Source organism: Streptomyces sp. UG1, assembly GCF_049974585.1.
Lineage (GTDB): Bacteria > Actinomycetota > Actinomycetes > Streptomycetales > Streptomycetaceae > Streptomyces.
The window spans coordinates 17,682-33,641 of sequence record NZ_JBNGGG010000057.1; the positions used below are offsets into that span (position 1 = coordinate 17,682).

General features: G+C 71.8%; 20 protein-coding genes. 7 read left to right on the forward strand and 13 right to left on the reverse strand.

Annotation, left to right across the window (positions count from 1 at the left end; translation table 11 throughout):
* Positions 1 to 103: 103 nt before the first annotated feature.
* From ACP4J3_RS44475 to ACP4J3_RS44490, 4 genes are all read right to left on the reverse strand, one after another.
* Complete coding sequence (locus ACP4J3_RS44475; RefSeq protein ID WP_426542860.1) at positions 104 to 868, reverse strand: SDR family oxidoreductase; 765 nt, start codon at positions 866 to 868, stop codon at positions 104 to 106.
* Between the two features lie 11 nt (positions 869 to 879).
* Positions 880 to 1,641 (reverse strand): 3-oxoacyl-ACP reductase FabG, encoded by a 762-nt coding sequence (gene fabG / locus ACP4J3_RS44480; protein ID WP_426542861.1) that lies wholly within the window; start codon positions 1,639 to 1,641, stop codon positions 880 to 882.
* A gap of 114 nt (positions 1,642 to 1,755) precedes the next feature.
* Positions 1,756 to 2,205 carry a DUF3037 domain-containing protein gene (locus tag ACP4J3_RS44485; RefSeq protein ID WP_426542862.1) on the reverse strand — a complete coding sequence of 150 codons (450 nt, stop codon included), beginning with the start codon at positions 2,203 to 2,205 and terminating at the stop codon, positions 1,756 to 1,758.
* Positions 2,202 to 2,966 carry a HipA family kinase gene (locus ACP4J3_RS44490; protein WP_426542863.1) on the reverse strand — a complete coding sequence of 255 codons (765 nt, stop codon included), beginning with the start codon at positions 2,964 to 2,966 and terminating at the stop codon, positions 2,202 to 2,204. The genes ACP4J3_RS44485 and ACP4J3_RS44490 overlap by 4 nt, the downstream gene beginning before the upstream one ends.
* Positions 2,967 to 3,185: 219 nt before the next feature.
* Between ACP4J3_RS44490 and ACP4J3_RS44495 the strand changes: the two genes are divergently transcribed.
* On the forward strand, positions 3,186 to 3,677 hold the full coding sequence (locus ACP4J3_RS44495; RefSeq protein WP_426542864.1) for a Rieske (2Fe-2S) protein: 492 nt from the start codon (positions 3,186 to 3,188) through the stop codon (positions 3,675 to 3,677).
* Here the strand turns inward: ACP4J3_RS44495 and ACP4J3_RS44500 are convergent.
* Positions 3,664 to 4,314, reverse strand: coding sequence for an isochorismatase family cysteine hydrolase (locus ACP4J3_RS44500; protein ID WP_426542865.1), 651 nt, complete (start codon positions 4,312 to 4,314; stop codon positions 3,664 to 3,666). The genes ACP4J3_RS44495 and ACP4J3_RS44500 overlap by 14 nt on opposite strands.
* A gap of 160 nt (positions 4,315 to 4,474) precedes the next feature.
* On the opposite strand from ACP4J3_RS44500, the gene ACP4J3_RS44505 reads away from it, so the two are divergent.
* Complete coding sequence (locus ACP4J3_RS44505; protein ID WP_426542866.1) at positions 4,475 to 4,942, forward strand: pyridoxamine 5'-phosphate oxidase family protein; 468 nt, start codon at positions 4,475 to 4,477, stop codon at positions 4,940 to 4,942.
* A 30-nt stretch (positions 4,943 to 4,972) separates the two neighbouring features.
* Here ACP4J3_RS44505 and ACP4J3_RS44510 read toward each other — a convergent pair whose 3' ends face one another.
* Positions 4,973 to 5,875, reverse strand: a complete 903-nt coding sequence (locus ACP4J3_RS44510; RefSeq protein ID WP_426542867.1) for a LysR family transcriptional regulator — start codon at positions 5,873 to 5,875, stop codon at positions 4,973 to 4,975.
* A 74-nt stretch (positions 5,876 to 5,949) separates the two neighbouring features.
* On the opposite strand from ACP4J3_RS44510, the gene ACP4J3_RS44515 reads away from it, so the two are divergent.
* Positions 5,950 to 6,900 carry a DMT family transporter gene (locus ACP4J3_RS44515; RefSeq protein ID WP_426542868.1) on the forward strand — a complete coding sequence of 317 codons (951 nt, stop codon included), beginning with the start codon at positions 5,950 to 5,952 and terminating at the stop codon, positions 6,898 to 6,900.
* 75 nt (positions 6,901 to 6,975) lie between these two features.
* Here ACP4J3_RS44515 and ACP4J3_RS44520 read toward each other — a convergent pair whose 3' ends face one another.
* A complete protein-coding gene (locus ACP4J3_RS44520; RefSeq protein WP_426542869.1) occupies positions 6,976 to 8,307 on the reverse strand; it encodes an aminotransferase class I/II-fold pyridoxal phosphate-dependent enzyme in 1,332 nt (443 codons plus the stop codon).
* A 36-nt stretch (positions 8,308 to 8,343) separates the two neighbouring features.
* On the opposite strand from ACP4J3_RS44520, the gene ACP4J3_RS44525 reads away from it, so the two are divergent.
* Together ACP4J3_RS44525 and ACP4J3_RS44530 are read left to right on the forward strand one after the other, a co-directional pair.
* Positions 8,344 to 9,027 (forward strand): pyridoxamine 5'-phosphate oxidase family protein, encoded by a 684-nt coding sequence (locus tag ACP4J3_RS44525; RefSeq protein ID WP_426542871.1) that lies wholly within the window; start codon positions 8,344 to 8,346, stop codon positions 9,025 to 9,027.
* Positions 9,027 to 9,659, forward strand: coding sequence for an FMN-binding negative transcriptional regulator (locus ACP4J3_RS44530; RefSeq protein WP_426542873.1), 633 nt, complete (start codon positions 9,027 to 9,029; stop codon positions 9,657 to 9,659). Before ACP4J3_RS44525 ends, ACP4J3_RS44530 begins: the two co-directional genes overlap by 1 nt.
* Positions 9,660 to 9,696: 37 nt before the next feature.
* Here the strand turns inward: ACP4J3_RS44530 and ACP4J3_RS44535 are convergent, their stop codons facing one another.
* The 3 genes from ACP4J3_RS44535 to ACP4J3_RS44545 form a co-directional block, all read right to left on the reverse strand.
* The gene (locus ACP4J3_RS44535) at positions 9,697 to 10,653 is read right to left on the reverse strand and encodes a DMT family transporter (protein WP_426542875.1); all 957 of its coding nucleotides are present in this window, start codon (positions 10,651 to 10,653) and stop codon (positions 9,697 to 9,699) included.
* Positions 10,654 to 10,831: 178 nt separating this feature from the next.
* A complete protein-coding gene (locus tag ACP4J3_RS44540; protein ID WP_426542877.1) occupies positions 10,832 to 11,836 on the reverse strand; it encodes an EamA family transporter in 1,005 nt (334 codons plus the stop codon).
* 129 nt (positions 11,837 to 11,965) lie between these two features.
* Positions 11,966 to 12,526 carry a Clp protease N-terminal domain-containing protein gene (locus ACP4J3_RS44545; RefSeq protein WP_426542879.1) on the reverse strand — a complete coding sequence of 187 codons (561 nt, stop codon included), beginning with the start codon at positions 12,524 to 12,526 and terminating at the stop codon, positions 11,966 to 11,968.
* Between the two features lie 268 nt (positions 12,527 to 12,794).
* On the opposite strand from ACP4J3_RS44545, the gene ACP4J3_RS44550 reads away from it, so the two are divergent.
* Together ACP4J3_RS44550 and ACP4J3_RS44555 are read left to right on the forward strand one after the other, a co-directional pair.
* Entirely contained in the window at positions 12,795 to 12,962 is a 168-nt protein-coding gene (locus tag ACP4J3_RS44550; RefSeq protein WP_426542881.1) for a hypothetical protein, read from the forward strand.
* A gap of 127 nt (positions 12,963 to 13,089) precedes the next feature.
* Positions 13,090 to 13,521, forward strand: coding sequence for a type II toxin-antitoxin system Rv0910 family toxin (locus ACP4J3_RS44555; protein ID WP_426542883.1), 432 nt, complete (start codon positions 13,090 to 13,092; stop codon positions 13,519 to 13,521).
* 90 nt (positions 13,522 to 13,611) lie between these two features.
* On the opposite strand, the gene ACP4J3_RS44560 is transcribed toward ACP4J3_RS44555, so the two are convergent.
* The 3 genes from ACP4J3_RS44560 to ACP4J3_RS44570 form a co-directional block, all read right to left on the reverse strand.
* Positions 13,612 to 14,235 (reverse strand): PadR family transcriptional regulator, encoded by a 624-nt coding sequence (locus tag ACP4J3_RS44560; protein WP_426542885.1) that lies wholly within the window; start codon positions 14,233 to 14,235, stop codon positions 13,612 to 13,614.
* Between the two features lie 152 nt (positions 14,236 to 14,387).
* Entirely contained in the window at positions 14,388 to 14,555 is a 168-nt protein-coding gene (locus tag ACP4J3_RS44565; RefSeq protein ID WP_426542887.1) for a hypothetical protein, read from the reverse strand.
* Positions 14,556 to 15,090: 535 nt separating this feature from the next.
* Entirely contained in the window at positions 15,091 to 15,882 is a 792-nt protein-coding gene (locus tag ACP4J3_RS44570; RefSeq protein ID WP_426542889.1) for a methyltransferase domain-containing protein, read from the reverse strand.
* Positions 15,883 to 15,960: the final 78 nt, after the last annotated feature.

Genomic DNA, 15,960 nt, shown 5'->3' on the forward strand with positions numbered 1-15,960 from the left:
CCGGTGACTACGTTGTCAGGGTTTAATGATCTTCCGATACGTCGACACGGGCGCCGCTGTTGTCCAGCGGCGCCCGTGTCGGTTCGGTGTCGTGTCCCGCGGGTCAGCCCACGCCGGCGTTGAGGAAGATCCCGCCGTCGACGACGAGGGTCTGGCCGGTGATCCAGTCCGACTGCTCGGAAGTGAGGAACGCGGCGGCACCGCCGATGTCGGAGGGCACGCCGAGCCGGCCCAGCGGGTAGGCCGCGGCGGCCTCCGCCTCCCGGCCCTCGTACAGGGCCTGCGCGAACTTGGTCTTCACCACGGCCGGGGCGATCGCGTTGACCCGTACCTTGGGCGCGAACTCGTGTGCGAGCTGCTGGGTGAGGTTGATCAGCGCGGCCTTGCTGACGCCGTAGGCGGCGATGAACGGCGAGGGTGCGATGCCCGCGACGGAGGCGATGTTGACGATCGCGCCGCCGTTGTCCTTCTGCCAGGCGTGCCAGGTCTTCTGCGCGAAGCCCAGCGCCGAGATCACGTTGGTCTCGAAGACCTTGCGCGCGACGTTCAGGTCGAGGTCGGCGACCGGCCCGAACACCGGGTTCGTACCGGCGTTGTTGACCAGGTGGTCGACGCGGCCGAAGGCCTCCATGGTGCGCTCGACGGCGACGGCCTGGTGGGCCTCGTCGTGCGCCTTGCCGGCGACGTAGACGGCGCGCTCGGCGCCGAGCTTGTCGACGGCCTCCTTGAGGGCGTCCTCGTTGCGGCCGGTGATGCACACGCGGTCGCCGCGCGCGACCAGCGCCTCGGCGACGCCGTAGCCGATGCCGCGGCTGGCGCCCGTGACGAGGGCGACCTTGCCCGAGAGCTCGGGGAGCTGCGTAGTCATGTCCCTGCCCCCTAGTCGAGCGGTCCGCCGGCGACGTACAGCACCTGGCCGGAGACGAAGCCGGCCGCCTCGCCGGTGAAGAAGGCGATCGCGCCTGCGATGTCCTCCGGCTCGCCGACCCGGGCCACCGGGATCTGGGTGGCGGCCGCGGCCTTGAAGTCCTCGAAGCCCATGCCGACGCGCTCCGCGGTGGCCTTGGTCATCTCGGTGGCGATGAAGCCGGGGGCGACGGCGTTGGCGGTGACGCCGAACTTGCCGAGCTCCTTGGCGAGGGTCTTGGTGAAGCCCTGCATGCCGGCCTTGGCGGCGGAGTAGTTGACCTGGCCGCGGTTGCCGAGCGCGGAGGACGAGGAGAGGTTGACGATCCGGCCGAAGCCCGCGTCCACCATGTGCTTCTGGCAGGCCCTGGACATCAGGAAGGCGCCGCGCAGGTGGACGTTCATGACGGTGTCCCAGTCGGAGACGCTCATCTTGAACAGCAGGTTGTCGCGCAGCACGCCCGCGTTGTTGACCAGGATCGTCGGGGCGCCGAGCTCCTCGACGATGCGCGCGACGGCCGCCTCGACCTGCGCCTCGTCGGAGACGTCGCAGCCGACCGCGATCGCCTTGCCGCCGGCCGCGGTGATCTTCTCCACGGTGTCCTTGCAGGCGGCCTCGTCGAGGTCGATCACGGCGACCGCGCGGCCCTCGGCGGCCAGCCGTACGGCGGTGGCGGCGCCGATGCCGCGCGCTGCGCCGGTGACTACGGCGACCCGCTGCTCAGTGGTGGACATCAGTGACTCTCCTCAGGTGAGCGACCGCTTAGTACCTTCGATGGACGTGACGCTAGAAGCCCTGGCACGCGGTGTCAACGGCCACCGCGCCCATGTGATCCATTACCTGATCCATCACTTCACCAACAGGTCGAGCAGCCGCTGCGTCTCGGCCACCGGATCGGAGGTGAGCCCCGTGTGCACGGGCCCCGGCTGCACGACCGTCGAGCGCGGCGCGATCAGCCACCGGAAGCGCCGCCCGGCGTCGTCGCCGGCGGCCTGCCCCGCAGCCCCCCCGCCGCCGCAGACCCGCTCGACCGCCCCGAGGGCGGCCCGGACGCCGGCCACGTCGGCGTGCGGGTCGAGGGCGAGCAGCCGCGCCTCGTCGAGGTGAGTGCGGGCACCGACGTAGGCCTGGGCGCGGCAGTACACGAGCACGCCCGCGTTGATGCACTCGCCGCGTTCGACGCGGGGTACGACGCGCAGCAGGGCGTACTCGAAGACGTCCCGCTCGTTCGCCTCGCCGCCCCGGATGATGTGGCGTTCGACCACATGTCCGGCCATGTGAATGTGGCGCTCGCTCACTTGCCCTCCTCGATGCCGGTGATGCGCTCATGGACGACGGCCGCCCGTGCCGACAGTGGCCTCGCATACGCCCGCCGGAGGTCGTCCGGGGTGTCGAAGCCGGGCTCGGCGGCCAGCCAGGCGTCCGGGATCGCGGCGGTCACCTCGGCTAGCAGGTCCTCGGTGACCAGTGGCGCCAACTCGGCGGCGGCGCCCGGCACATCGGGCGCGAAGGAGGCGAGGGCGTGGTCGCAGGCGTCGTACGGGCGCTGCGCCGAGGCCTGCGCTCCGGGCCAGTTGTGGTGCCAGATCATGGTCGCGCCGTGGTCGATGAGCCACAACTCGCCCTGCCACATCAGCAGGTTGGGGTTGCGCCAGGACCGGTCGACGTTGTTCACCAGCGCGTCGAACCAGACGATGCGGCCGGCTTCCTCGCGGCTCACCTCGAAGGCGAGGGGGTCGAAGCCGAGGGCGCCGGAAAGGAAGTCCATGCCGAGGTTGGTGCCGCCGCTGGACCTGAGCAGCTCCTGCACCTGCTGCTCGGGTTCGCCGAGCCCCAGCACGGGGTCGAGTTCGACCGTCACCAGTCGGGGCACCCTGAGGCCCAGTCTGCGGGCGAGTTCGCCGCAGACGACCTCGGCGACGAGTGTCTTGCGGCCCTGTCCGGCGCCGGTGAACTTCAGGACGTAGGTCCCGAAGTCGTCGGCCTCGACAAGCCCCGGCAGCGAGCCGCCCTCACGCAGGGGGGTGATGTAGCGGGTCGCGATGACTTCCTTGAGCATCGCCCCAGGTTACTGGCGCGTGGCGGGGGTCGGCGGCGACCCGGGCGGGCGGCGTGCGGCGCGGCCGACAGGTGATCGACAGCTCCGGACAGGGAACCGACAGCTCCGCTTTACCCACCTCTGCGCCGGACAGGGTCAGGATTTCGACATCGTCTGAACAGGTGGTCCGCAAGGACCGTACCTTTCGGCAGTTCACGAATGACGGGAAGGAACGTCAGCATGACCAGCGAATCAGTACAGCCGGTGTCGGCACCCAGCCGCCGTGCCGTCGTGACGGCGGTCGGCGCGGCGGGGCTCGCCGCTGCGCTGACCGCGTGCGGATCGGACGACGAGGCGTCCGGCTCGTCCACCGAACAGGGCGCCGCCGCGGGTGGCGCGACCACCGAAGCGGGAGGCGGTTCGTCCGCCGACGCGGGCGCCGGAGGTGCGGCGCTCGCCAAGACCGCCGACATCCCGGAGGGCGGCGGCAAGGTCTTCACCGACGAGAAGGTGGTCGTCTCGCAGCCGGCGGCCGGCGAATTCAAGGCCTTCTCGACGATCTGCACGCACCAGAAGTGCCCGATGAAGGACCTCGCGGGCGACACCCTCTCCTGCGCCTGTCACGGCAGCCAGTTCTCCGTCCTCGACGGCAGCGTGAAGAAGGGGCCCGCGACCCAGCCGCTGGAGGCCAAGCAGATCAGCGTGTCGGGCGACTCGATCACGCTGGCCTGACCCCGCCCGGACGCCTCAGACAGCCCAGCACCTCGTCCGTGGTCGCGACCGTGGCGACCAATGCGAGGGTGTGGCTGATCATCGCCGGGGTGTAGTCGGAGGGCACTCCGGCGATGGCGTCCGTGGGGACCACGGCCGTGTAGCCGCGGTTGACGGCGTCGAACACGGCGTTGGGGACGGCCACGTTGGCCGAGACACCGGTGATCACGAGGGTGCGGCAGCCCAGGTTGCGCAGCAGCGCGTCGACATCGGTGCCCTGGATCGGCGACAGCCCGTGCAGCCGTCGTACCACCAGGTCCTCGTCGGCGACCTCGATCGGCGCCGCCACGCGTACCGCCTCGGTACCGGAGAGCTGTTGGACGGGGAGCCGTTCGGCGGCGCGGAAGAGGCGGGCGTTGTGGTTGGCGCCCCGGCCGTCGGGGCGGCGCTCGGCGACGGCGTGGATCACCTGGACGCCGCTCTCGTGGGCGGCGGCCACCAGCCGTGCCACGTTGGCGAGGGCGCCCGAGTCCCGTGCCTCCTTGGCGAGTTCGGGCAGCGCGCTGTCCGGGCCGACGACGCCCTGCTGGCATTCGACGGTGAGCAGGACGGTGGTGGCGGGGTCGAGAAGTGCGCTCGGTTCGGCGTACGACGGCATGGGGCCCCCTGTGCCCTACGGCGGTGTGGGCGGGCGAGCGTAGCCATCCTCGCGTGAGGACGGAACCACCATTGCGCGTGGACGCGAGACGACTCATCCTTTTCTGACGTGATGTCAGAGGATCTCTCCTCTGACACGACGTGGGAGAAGAGGGGGCCGTATGACCGTCACTCAGCGCCGGGGCCGGAAGATCATGATGACGCCCGGTGAGCTGGACGAGTTCCTCACCAGCCAGCGCACCTGCCGGGTCGCCACGGTGTCCGCCGACGGCTTCCCGCACGTCAGCGCCCTGTGGTTCGCCTGGGACGGCAACTCGCTGTGGCTGTACTCGGTGGTCCGCAGCAAGCGGTGGACCGAGCTGCGGCGCGATCCGCGGGTCGCGGTCGTGATCGACACGGGCGAGGAGTACGAGCAGCTTCGCGGCGTCGAGCTGTCCGGCACCGTCGAGTTCGTGGGCGAGATCCCGCGCGTGGGCGAGCTGCGGGCCGAACTCGACGTCCCCGAGACGCTGTTCGCGCGCAAGAACTTCGGCCTCGACGAGATGCCGCACGACGGCCGGCACGCGTGGATACGGCTGACCCCGGAGAAGATCGTGTCCTGGGACTTCCGCAAGCTGGGGTCGGTCTGACCTGACGCCCGCGGTCGCCGCGGGCGTCCCTCAGCCGACCTTCTCGGCCGCCGCCTGGAGGGCCTCGACCGCCGCCCGGATCGACGGGCGGCGGTCGGCGTCCGCGCGCCACACCGCGTAGATGTACCGGTGCACCCGGTCGCGCACCGGCACGGCCCGCACGCCCAGCGGCATCGGGTCACGGCCCAGCTTGGGCGCGACACACACGCCCAACCCGGCGGAGACCAGCGCGAGTTGGGTGTGGTGCTCCTCGGCGCGGTGAGCGATCCGGGGCTCGATGCCCTTGGTGCGCAGCGTGTAGAGCAGCCACTCGTGGCAGAACTCGCCCTCGGGCCAGGCGACCCATTCGTCGCCCGCGAAGTCCTCCAGGTCGACCTCGCGCCGGTCGGCGAGCGGGTGCCCCTCGGGCATGGCGATCTCGACGCGGTCGTCGAGGATCGGGGCCTTGGCGAGCCCCTCCGGCATGGGCAGCGGCTTGTTGTACCAGTCGAGGACGACGGCCAGGTCCGCGTCGCCCCGGATCACCGCGGCGACCCCGTTCTCGGGCTCCAGCTCGCGCGTGCGCAGCCGCAGCGCCGGATGGTCGGCGCGCAGCTTGGTGAGCGCGGCCGGGAACAGTCCGCGCAGGGCGGTGGGGAAGGCGACCAGCCGCAGTTCGCCGACCACCTGCCCGCGCTGTGCCTCCAGATCGGCCTGGGCCAGCTCGACCTGCGACAGGATGCGCGCGGCGTGCTCGGCGAGCAGCCGCCCGGCGTCGGTGAGCCGCACACCCCGGCCGTTCTTGGCGAGGAGCCGCTGGCCGACCTCCCGCTCCAGCTTGGACATCTGCTGGGACACGGCCGACGTCGTGATGTGCAGCCCTTCGGCGGCGCCGCTGACCGAGCCGTGCCGGGCGAGGGCGTCGAGGGTGCGGAGGCGCTCCAGATTCAACATGTAAGCAATGCTACGAGATATCGCGCGAAAAAACTCGATTGTGCTACGAGATCGGGGGCGGCATCGTTGCTGCCATGACCACCGCCACCGTCGCGGCCACCTCGGCCGCAGCTCCTGTCCGCCGCCGCGCCCGCCTCGACTGGCGGCTGCGCTTCGCCGCCCTCTCCTTGATCTGGGGCTTCAGCTTCCTGCTCATCAAGGTGGGCACCGACGGTTACGCGCCGTTCCAGGTCACGCTGGGGCGGCTGGTGTTCGGTACGGCGATCCTGGCGGCCGCGATGGCGGTGAGACGGGAGCGGCTGCCGCGCGGGGTGCGGACGTGGGGGCACCTCGCCGTCGCCGCGTTCTTCCTGAACGCGCTGCCGTTCTCGCTGTTCGCGTACGCGGAGTTGACCATTCCGTCCACGCTGGCGGGCATCTGCAACGCGACCTCACCGCTGTGGGGTATGGCCCTGTCCATGGTGGCGCTGTCGGAGGACCGGCCGACGCGGGTGCGGGTGGCCGGGCTGGGGATCGGGTTCCTCGGTGTCCTGACGGTGCTGGGGGCGTGGCAGGGCTTTCAAGGGCTGGATGCCACGGGGACGGCGATGGCGCTGCTGGCCTCCTTGAGCTATCCGATCGGCTGGATATACGTGCGGCGGACGTTGGCGGGGGCGAGTGAGTCGCATCTGTCGCTGACCGGTGCGCAGTTGTTGCTGGCGACGGTTCAACTGGCCGTTGCCACGCCCTTGTTCACGTCGTTGCCGACGCGGGTGTCTGTGGTGCCATTGCTGGCGATCTTGGCGTTGGGGGCGTTGGGGACCGGGGTCGCGGTGCTGCTTCAGTACGGGCTGGTTGCGGAGGTGGGGCCGACCACGGCTCAGATGGTCACCTACTTCATTCCGGTCATTGCGACAGCTGCGGGGGTTGCCGTGCTCGGCGAGTCCCTTGACTGGTCGACGCCTGTGGGGGCGGTGGTCGTGTTGGCGGGGGCTGCGCTTACTCAGGTGCGGCGGAAGGGCGCCCAAGGGGGAGGGGGGACTTGATTGTTCGCGAGTGCGGGCGCGTTGGGGCTGGTCGCGCAGTTCCCCGCGCCCCTTAAGTCGGCAATCGCACCCGTGTCACACGTGACTCCGCGTCGGCCCCGGGCCCACTGCAGTCGCCACCGCGGCCGCCAGAGGGGTGACTTCATCCTCAGTGAGTGTCGAGGTGGTGATCCTGATTCCGGGCGGTGAACTCGTACGAAAGCGTGCCCCCGGCGCCACCGCCCAGCCGGCATGCAGCAGGCGGGACACGGCTCCCGTCTCGTCGGGAACCGGGATCCAGACGTTGAGGCCGCTGCGGCCGTGCGCCTCCACCCCCCGCTCGGCCAGCGCCTCCATCAGCAGCGCGCGGCGTCTGCCGTACGTCGTCGCCACCGCCGCCGGATCCACGGCGCCGTCGCTCCACAGCCGCACCACCGCCCGCTGCACCAGCCGGCTCACCCAGCCGGGGCCCAGTCGCTGGCGTCCGCGTACCCGGTCCACCGTGGTCTCGTCGCCGGTGAGCACGGCGAGGCGCAGGTCCGGGCCGTATGCCTTGGCCACCGAGCGGACGAACGCCCAGTGGTGGGTGGTGCCGGCCAGGGGGTGCACGGGCAGGTCGACGATGCCGTGCCCGTGGTCGTCCTCGATCAGCAGGATCTCCGGGCGCCGGCGCAGCGCGGAGCGCAGGGCACGCGCGCGTGTGGCGCTCACGACGGCGCCGGTGGGGTTCTGTACGCGGTCGGTCACGATCAGGGCGCGCGCCCCGGAGTCGAGGGCTCGCCGTACGTCGTCGGGCAGCGGGCCCTCGTCGTCGACCCCGACGGGGGCCATGCGCAGTCCGAGTGCCGGGATCAGGTCGAGCAGGCCGCCCCAGCCGGGGTCCTCGACGGCGACGGTGTCCCCGGGCTTGAGGTGGGCGACGAGGACGCGCTCGATGGCGTCGAGTGAGCCGGAGGTGACGGCGAGCGGACCCTCCGGCACGCCGTCGGCGTCCAGCCGGGCCCGTGCGATGCGCGCCAGCTCCGGGTCCACGGGGTCGTCCCCGTACAGCACCGGTTCCCGGTCGGCCGACTCGGCCGCAGCCGCGAAGGCCTTCGCCAGGGGCGGCAGCAGCGCCGGGTCGGGGTTGCCGCTCGCCACGTCGCGGACGCCCTCGGGCACGTCCACCCGGACGTACTCGCGCCCGGTCGTGGCGGGCCTGGGCCGCACCCTGCTGCCTCGGCGGCCCGCGGTCTCGATCACTCCGCGCTCGCGCAGGATGCGATAGGCGGCGGCGACCGTGTTCGGGTTCACACCGAGGTCGGTCGCCAACTCCCGCATGGGAGGCAGCAGTTGCCCCGGTGCCAGCTTCCCCGAGCCCACCGCGCGCTCGACGCTCGACGCGATCTCGGCTGCGCGTCGCCCCTCGATCCGATATGCTCCTAGCACAAACACCATTATGCACTAGTACAATAGGGGGCGCAAATGCAGGGGACCTCGCAATCGACGACACCGTCCGACGCCTACACACCGACCGACCGCACCATCCCCACCCGCTCCGCGGACCGTGCGTCGTACGACAGGGAACTGGTGCACGCGATCCTCGACGAGGCCTACGTCTGCCACCTCGGCTTCGTCCGCGACGGCACACCGGTCGTACTGCCCACGCTCTTCGGGCGGGTCGGGGAGACGCTGTACGTCCATGGCTCGACGGGATCGCGCCCGCTGCGGATGACCGGCAGGGCCGATCCGGGGCTGCCGGTGTGTCTGACCGTCACGCATGTCGACGCGCTGGTCCTGGCCCGTTCGGCCTTCCACCACTCGATCAACTACCGGTCGGTGGTGGTGCACGGCATCGCGTACGACGTGACGGACCCGGAGGAGAAGCGGACCGCCCTGGACGCGCTCGTCGACCATGTGGTGGCGGGCCGGTCCCGTGACGCGCGGCCCGCCAACAAGAAGGAGCTCGCCGCCACCGCGGTCATCCGCATCGACCTCGACGAGGTCTCCGCCAAGCTCCGCACGGGCGGTGTCAACGACGAGCCAGAGGACCTCGCCCTCCCCCACTGGGCCGGCCTCGTCCCACTGCGCAAGGGCTACGAGACGCCGGTCACGGATCCCGGCCTCGCCCCCGGCATCGAGCTGCCCGACTACCTCGCGGAGCTGTGATGCTGATCCACCCGTGGGACGCGCCCCGCGACGACGCCGAGTGGCAGCGGTGGCTGGAGGACCACGACTTCGGGCAGCTCGTGGTCACCGGCGTGGACGGCGAGCCACCGCATGTCCAGCCGCTGCACTTCGCGTACGACGCGGGGCGCGGTGCGGCCGTGACGCATCTGGCCCGCCCCCATCCGATGTGGCCGGCGCTGCTGGCGAACCCCGAGGTCGTCCTGAGTGTGGTCGACGACTACGTGTTCGTGCCCGGGCCCTGGCAGGCGGAGCCTGAGCAGCCGCCCGAGCACGGCACCCCGACGAGCTTCTACGCGGCGGTCCAGCTCCGCTGCCGGGCCGCCGTCGTGGACGACCCGGCCGAGAAGGCCGCGCTGCTGCGCCGCCAGGTCGGCCACTTCCAGCCGGAGGGCGGCTCGGCCGAGGTGGCGGTCGGACAGGCACCGTACGGCAGGCTGCTGTCGGGCATTCGCGGGCTGCGGCTCGAAGTGACCGGCGTGCGCGCGAAGTTCAAGTTCGGCGGGCGGCGGACCGAGGAGGTCCAGGACCGGATCGCGGGGCGGCTGGCGGGGCGCGCCGGTCCGCGTGACGCTGCGGCGCGCGAGCACATGCTGCGGCGGCGCCCGGCCTGAGGGGCCCTGCACCGTGCGATGCAGGGCCCCTGTCCCGTCATGCCGGCAGCGGTTCGCCCTCTCGCTCCCGCCGCACCCCGCGCGTCTCGGCCACCGCCAGGCCCGCGACCGAGCCGAGCATCAGCAGGGTGCCGGCGAGGGTCGGGGCCGTCAGGTGTTCGCCGAGCAGGACGATGGCGAGCACCGCCGCGCTGACCGGCTCAAGCAGCATGATCACGGACACCGTGGCCGCCCGTACGACGGCCGTGCCCGCGAAGTAGAGGGCGTACGCGAGAGCCGTGGGGACGGTCGCGATGTACGCCACCAGCCAGCCGAGCCGGAGCGGATCGGCGGCGTACGGCAGGATCCCCTCGGCCAGGGCGAGCGGCAGCAGGCACAGGCTGGTGACCGCGAAGGCCCAGACGGAGGTGCCGGCGGCGTCGGCCCCGCCGTCGCGGCCCCACTTGCGGGCCAGCAGCGTCATCACGCAGTACCCGGCCGCGGACACGAGTGCGAGCAGCACGCCCCACGGCCGTACCGTCGCGCCCCCGCCGCCGAGCGTGAGCACCACGAGGCCGGTGAGCGCACCGGCCACCGCCGCGACGCCCCCGCGACCGAGCCGCTCCCCCAGCGTCAGCCGGGCGCCGAGCGCGATGAACACGGGACCGGCGCCGAGGGTGACGACGGTGCCCACGGCGAGTCCGGTGATCTCCACGGCGGCGAAGTAGGCCGTCTGGAACACGGCGAGCGTGATGCCCGTGGTGCCTGCCCGCAGCGCCTTGCGGGCGAGCGGTCCGGACACGGTGCGACGGGGCCGCGGATGCAGCAGGCGCACGCCGAGCAGCAGCACGAAGCCGGCCGCGCAGCGCCAGAAGGACAGGGCGACCGGTCCCATGTCACTGGTCCGGTAGACCAGGGAGGCGGCCGCGCCCGCGGTGCCCCAGGCGACACCGGCGATGATCAGGTAGATGAGGCCTCGCCCGATGGGCAGGCCGGAGTCAGAGGTGTTCGACACGAGTTGTTCTCCGCAGACATGCAGAAGTTCTGGGCGGAGCCCGGCTCAGCGGGGTCCATGGACTTCGTCTGCGGGCAGCACCGTTGCGCCCGGCGCGCTGCCGGGCGGGCTGTACCGGAGGGCCCGCCTCAGGCGGCCGGAGGCGGAAGAACGTGTGTCGAAGGCATGATTGCGGAGCTTAGGCAACGTTTTCGCGGGCGGACAACTCATATTCCGGGCCACCGCTCGCCACCGGTTCGGGGGCGGTCCTGGCGGGCGTGGCCGACTGCGCGATGAACGCCCCGGCCAGGACGGCCAGGCCGCCGATGATCTGCGGTGCGGAGAGGTGCTCGCCGAGCAGGAACCAGGCGAGGACGGTGGCGATGACCGCCTCCAGGCACGCGACGACGCCGGCGACCTGCGGTGAGAGACGTCGTATCGACACCACGCCGGTGACGTACGCGATCACCGTGGCGACCAGCACGATCCAGGCCAGCAGCAGGGTGGCCGCGACCGGGGTGCCGTTCATGTGGGCGGTGTCCGCGAGGACCGGCCAGTCCATGGTCCAGGGCCGGGCCACGACGGTCAGGACGGCGGCGCCGACCAGCAGTCCGTAGGCGATGACGCCGAGCGGGTCGGGTGCCTGGCCGCCCGAGTCGCTGCCCTGGTCGGACAGGACGAAGTAGCCGACCTGGCAGCAGGCGGCGCCGAGCGCGAGGAGCAGTCCGAGGGCGTCGAAGCTCAGGCCCGACCAGACCTCGACGACACAGGCCAGGCCACCGACCGCGAGGACCACGCCGACGGCCGCGGCGCGCGTGACCGGCCGCCGTTGCACGAACCGCACCCAGCCGAGGACGAGTGCGGGCGCCAGGTACTCGACGAGCAGCGCGACGCCGACGGGGATGCGGGAGAGCGAGGCGAAGTAGAACGCCTGCACCCCGGCCACGCCGAGCAGGCCGAACCCGGCGAGCAGCGCGGGACGGCTGCGCAGCAGGGCACGGTGGCGCACGGCGAGCGGCAGCATCACGAGGGCGGCGCCGGCCACCCGCAGCCACACCACGTGCAGCGGGTCGAGTCCCGCCTCGATCAGCGGCTTGGCCGCGACACCGGAACCGCCGAAGGCGACCGCCGACCCGATCGCCAGACCGAGCCCGACACCCTTGCCGCGGCCGGAGTGACCGCTCTCAGACTTACGCACCGGCACATGATGACAGGCGATGACATGAGCGTCACCCTCTTTGACACCTGTCTCGCGGTGTGGACGGCCGCATGGCAGGCAGGCTCGCCTCAGGTTCGGATCCTGACCGGCGGGAGTGAAAGCGGAGGGGCGGGCCTAGCGGGCGGCCTCGCCGCCGGCGACGTACTCGTCGCGGTGTTCGTCGATGCGGGTGCGCACGGTGTCCGCGTCGATGCCGGCGCGGGCGAGCACCTCGACGGCGCGCGCCTGCGGGTCCACCACGATCGACGCGAGCAGGTCGACGCCGCGGGCCTGCGGGTCGCCCCGCTCGGCAGCGCGGCGGCAGGCCTGCTCCATGGCGCTCGCGGCCAGCGGGGAGAAGCCCTCTCCGTGCATCACCACGGGGACGGCGCCGGAGTCCTCGACGGTGCCCTGCCAGCGCAGGCCGTAGCCGATGGTGCGCTGCACGAGGTAGCCGAGCAGGCGGGCGATCTGGGGTCCCTCGCCGAAGACGGCGTAGACGTCGGGGTCGTGCTCCAGCAGCGAGTGCAGCAGGTGGGCCGTGTCGATCTGCCGGTCCCCGTCCCTGGTCGCCCGACGGCGGGCACCGGAGACCACCGCCGCCAGCTCGTCGCTGAGCGTGGCGGCGTCCGCCGGGGCGTCCGGGTGCCGGCAGTCCTGTTCCTGGGCCGACTGCCGGGGGATACGGGGTTGCACATCCCTTACCCCATCAGCCACATCGAGCCGAGTCATCCCCGAGGGGAAGCATTTTGGCGTCCCACACGGAGTGGACTCCGGGGGCCGGAATCTCCTCCTTACGGATGAGATCACGCCGAACGCCCCCGAGGGGCGCGCGCCATGTTGCAGTGCGCTCTATTGCTCCGTTCGCAACCGTCGCGCCGCGTCGTACGTCCACAAGGGCATGTCGTACCTCCACAGGGGCGAGGAGAGATCCCGCGGGGACAGGGAGAGCGGGTGCTGGCTGGTGGCGTTGCCCGCGGTCGACGGCAGACAGTACGTCTACCGGGTGTACGCCCCGGAGGACGCCCTGCTCGCCGACCTGTTCTGGGAGGCGTGGCACTGCCATGAGGAGAGCGCGTTTCCAAGGGCGTGGGATCTGTTCGACGCCGCGGTGATCCGTCGGGTGGGCTGAGCCACCGGACCGCCCTCCAGGACACGTGGGGCACCTCCACACTTCCTGACGGTTCATCAGTATTGAATGTTCCGGCCCCCACGGCTACGTTCCGCGACACCGTAGCCCGAGACGAAGGGGTGGTCGCATGGCCGAAGTCAGCGCGGAGGCACGCATCGAGGCACCGGCCGAGAAGATCTGGGCACAGCTCACGGACTGGCCGGCCTACGGGCAGTGGAACGCGACCCACACCAGCTTCCCGGGCGGCGGCCCCACGGCGCTCGAGGTGGGCGGGACCTTCCAGGAGAACATGAAGCTGATGGGGTTCCCGGCCGAGGTCGAGTGGACCATCGAGGAACTGGACCCGGCGCGGGTGCTGGCGATGCGCGGCAAGGGCCCGATGGCGGTGACCGTGGCCACCCGCTACACGCTCACCCCGGACGGCGACGGCGCCACGGCGGTGCGCATCGACGGCGAGTTCACGGGCGCGGCGGTGTCGCTGATGGCGGGCAAGCTCAAGGACTCGGCCACGGCGGCGCTGAACGAGTCGCTGCGCAAGCTGGCGGGCCTGGTGACCTGAACACCCTCGCCGACGCGGCACGGACGAAGGCGCCCCGCGGTCTGCTCCACGGAGCGCCCTCACCTACGGCGGGGAGGCCGTCGTCGCCGGTCAGTCCTCGTCGGCGAGGATCAGGTACAGCTTCTTGCGGGCGTCGTTGATGACGGCCAGCGCCTTGTCGCGCTGGTCCTTGCTGCCCGTCTTCCAGACCTGCCCGAAGGCCTCCATCAGACCGAAGCCGGCCTGGCGGATCTCACCGAGGGCCTCCCAGTCGACGCCACGGGAGGCTTCCTCCCACGGCGCCTCGGGCCCGGCGTCGGCCGCCTCGCGGCCCGACTCGGTGAGCGAGAACAGCTTCTTGCCACCCTCGGTCTCGCTGGCGATCAGGCCCTCGTCCTCCAGCAGTTGGAGGGTGGGGTACACCGAGCCGGGGCTGGGCTTCCACGCCCCGCCGCTGCGCTCGGCGATCTCCTGGATCATCTCGTAGCCGTGCATGGGGCGGTCCTTCAGCAGGGCGAGGATCGAGGCCCGCACATCACCCCGCCGCGCCCTGCCTCGCGGTCCTCCTCGGCCCCTGGGCCCCCAAGGGCCGGGCCCGAACCCAGGCCCACCGAAGCCGCCGGGACCACCACCCGGACCGAACGGCCCGAAGGCACCGCGAAGCCGCTCCTCGAAGCCACCTCGGCCGTGCGGACCGTGTCCACCATGCCCACGCTCGAATCCATGGGAACGCATCGCAATCACTCCATTCCATCGTTGATCTGTCGCGATGCCTCAACGATATATCGGAACAGTTCGCTTAGCAAGGGCCGGAGTGAGACGACGGGCGTCGCCATGTCGGCCAGGCAGTTGCCGATGGACTGGTGCCACCAGATCCAGGCCCTTCATCATCTGGGCGAAATCCGGGCGAAGCCGCGCCCCTCGACGACGCCGAGCAGTACGTCGGCCGGGACCCGGTGGTCCTCGAAGGACAGCTCGCGGCTCTCCACGCCCCTATAGCCGAGCTGGGCAGATCGCGGCTCGGTACCGAAGTGCAACAGCAGCTTGGCGACCACGGTGTGCCCACCCGTCGCCCCGGCCAGGCTCGGCGAGCCGCTTCATCTGCTCGATCAGGGCCTCGGGGTAGGAGTCGGCGTGCTCCAACTCCCGTACGCCCCGCCCCGGCAGCCGCCCTCGCGACGCTGCTGGATCTCCCAGCGACCGCCGCCGACGTCGGTGATCTCCTTCCGTCGTCGTACCCAAACGGAGCCGCAGCAGCGAGCTGCTGTGCATCACCGAGCGCCAGGAGTTCCAGCAGCGCGGCCGCGTCTGCCTGGTCGAGGAGCAGGACATCGGCCACCGGCCGGGCGACAGCACCACCCGCCGGCAACCCGGCGCCGAGCCCGACGACTCGCCCGTACCCGAGCCGGAAGGGCCGCGCTCACCGCCAACGCCCACCGCATCCACCACGACACCCGCATACGACACCCCGTACTGCCGCGACATCGAGGGCCGCCCGGCCTCGCTGTCGCCAACCACCGCGAGGCCCGGCACGCCGGAGCCGAGGTGACCTTCGCCGCCGCTCCCTGACTCCTCCCTCCCCGCCGGGTGTCAGGCGCGCCGGCCGACGGCGACGAAGGTCGCGGCGAAGAAGCGGAGCCCGCTGCGGGCAGGCTCGGCCCGTTCGAATGCCTCGTCCCAGCGGGCGATGTCGTCGGGTGTGGCCAGGCCCTCGGCGACCAGGGCGTCGCGGGCGGCCCAGGCGGGACCGCGCATCCCGGGCGGCGGCGTCAGGACCTCTGTGTGTCCCTCGAAGGCGACGACCTCCAGTCCGGCCGCGGTGAGCAGTTCGTCCAGGCGAATGCCGACGGTGAGGTCGTTGCCGCGCCGCCGGTGCATCTCGCGGTACCGCTCGTCCATCTCGTCGAACTCGTCAGGCGCGCCCCGCAGGCGGAAGCTGCTCGCGTCGATGTCGACGAGGTACACCGTGCCGCCCGGCCTGGCCAGCGTGGCCAGATGGTCGACGATCGACTGCTCGTGACCGCCGTTGTGGGCCAGGACGTGCCGGAGCATCACGAGGTCGAAGGTGCCCTCGGGCAGCCCGGTGGCCTCGGCGGATCCGACACTGGTGTGCACCGGCACTCCGGAGCGCTCGGCGAGGGCCGCGGCGACGGCCAGGGCGTCGCCGTCACGGTCGACGGCCCATACGGCACCGTCCGGAGCGACGAGGTCCGCCAGCCGCACCGAGATCGCCCCGGGCCCGCATCCCACGTCGGCGACCCGCGCACCGGGGACCGCCCCGGCGACACCCCACAGCCCACGCTCCCTGCGCTCGGCGGCCTGGGCCATGAGCCGGTAGCGCTCGATCTCCTGGTCGCTGAGGGTCAACGAGTACTCGGTCACGTCGGTGTCTCCTGGAATCGAGCGTAGGGAGGGGGCGAGGATCACGCCACGCGCCAGGGCCCGAGGCGCGGGCCCCAT